Source organism: Acinetobacter sp. 228, from assembly GCF_048147885.1.
This window is the reverse complement of the sequence record NZ_JAYWYV010000496.1, coordinates 1-1,119: the sequence shown is the minus strand read 5'-3', so window position 1 is coordinate 1,119 and position 1,119 is coordinate 1. Positions and strand designations below refer to the sequence as shown.

The 1,119-nt window shown below is 41.9% G+C and carries 1 protein-coding gene and 1 pseudogene; one reads left to right on the top strand and one right to left on the bottom strand.

Annotated elements, in window-relative coordinates; all coding sequences use genetic code 11:
* The first annotated feature begins 38 nt into the window (after positions 1-38).
* Positions 39-959: a LysR family transcriptional regulator gene (locus VXQ92_RS20175; RefSeq protein ID WP_000357075.1), complete on the top strand. Its 921-nt coding sequence runs from the start codon at positions 39-41 to the stop codon at positions 957-959.
* A gap of 37 nt (positions 960-996) precedes the next feature.
* Here VXQ92_RS20175 and VXQ92_RS20170 read toward each other — a convergent pair.
* Positions 997-1,119, bottom strand: a pseudogene (locus tag VXQ92_RS20170) (glutathione-dependent disulfide-bond oxidoreductase); the annotation flags it as partial.

The window sequence follows — 1,119 nt, the reverse complement described above, 5'->3', positions numbered from 1 at the left end:
ATATACATTAATAATTGGTAGGGTTAAAAGATAACACCATGGATAAGTTTGATACCTTGCAACTTTTTACCCGCATCGTAGAGCTGGGTAGTTTTAGTCAGGCAGCCGATCAGCTAAATATCCCACGTGCTACAGCAAGTAATGCCATTAAGGAGTTAGAGAGTAATTTACAGTGCCGTTTACTAGAGCGGACGACTCGGCATGTAAGGCCATCCCTAGATGGACAGGCATTTTATGAGCGTTGTACACAAATATTATCGGAACTCGATGATGCCGAATCATCTTTACGCAATGTAATTGCTCAGCCCCGTGGTTTATTACGTGTCGATTTATCAGGCGCACATGCAACTAAAATTGTTTTACCCAATATAGATCAATTTCACGAGTTATACCCCGACATTGAACTGGTAATCAGTACGGGGGATCGCTTGGTTGATCTGATCAGGGAAGGCATAGACTGCGTAGTGAGGGCGGGGCGTTTAGATGATTCCACTTTAATTGCCAGACATTTGGTCGATATGCCACAAGTCATTTGTGCAAGTCCTGACTATTTAAATAAACATGGAACGCCAGAGCAACCAGAAGATTTGTTATCACATTATTGTGTTAATTTCTTCTCGACATCAGGCGGGCGAAATTATCCATTTGAATTAATGGTGAATGGTAAAAAACAAGATTATTTTTTGAAAAGCTGGATCGCGGTAAATGACGCTGAAAACTATGTATTATCTGCCTTACAAGGGGCTGGCTTAATTCAAGTACCGCACTACCATGTGGCAAATGAATTAAAAAATGAGCGACTGGTTGAGGTTTTATCTGAATGGGAAAGCCCGAAGATGTCAGTTTCTGCACTATATCCGCAGCATCGGCAGCTCTCGCCGCGCGTACGAGTTTTTGTCGCTTGGCTGAGTGAGTTATACACGGGCTATTTTGCCAACTTTGAATACCCGCAAAAATGAAATATCTTGCGGGTAAGTCAAAAACTAAATGATATTTTTAAGACTGATTCTGCAATTTATCTTGAGTCTTGGTCTCAAAATCACTCGCATCATGGCGTTCATGCAACTGCGTAGCTAAATCACCAAAGGTACGATTTACCATACGGCCACGTTGTACCGC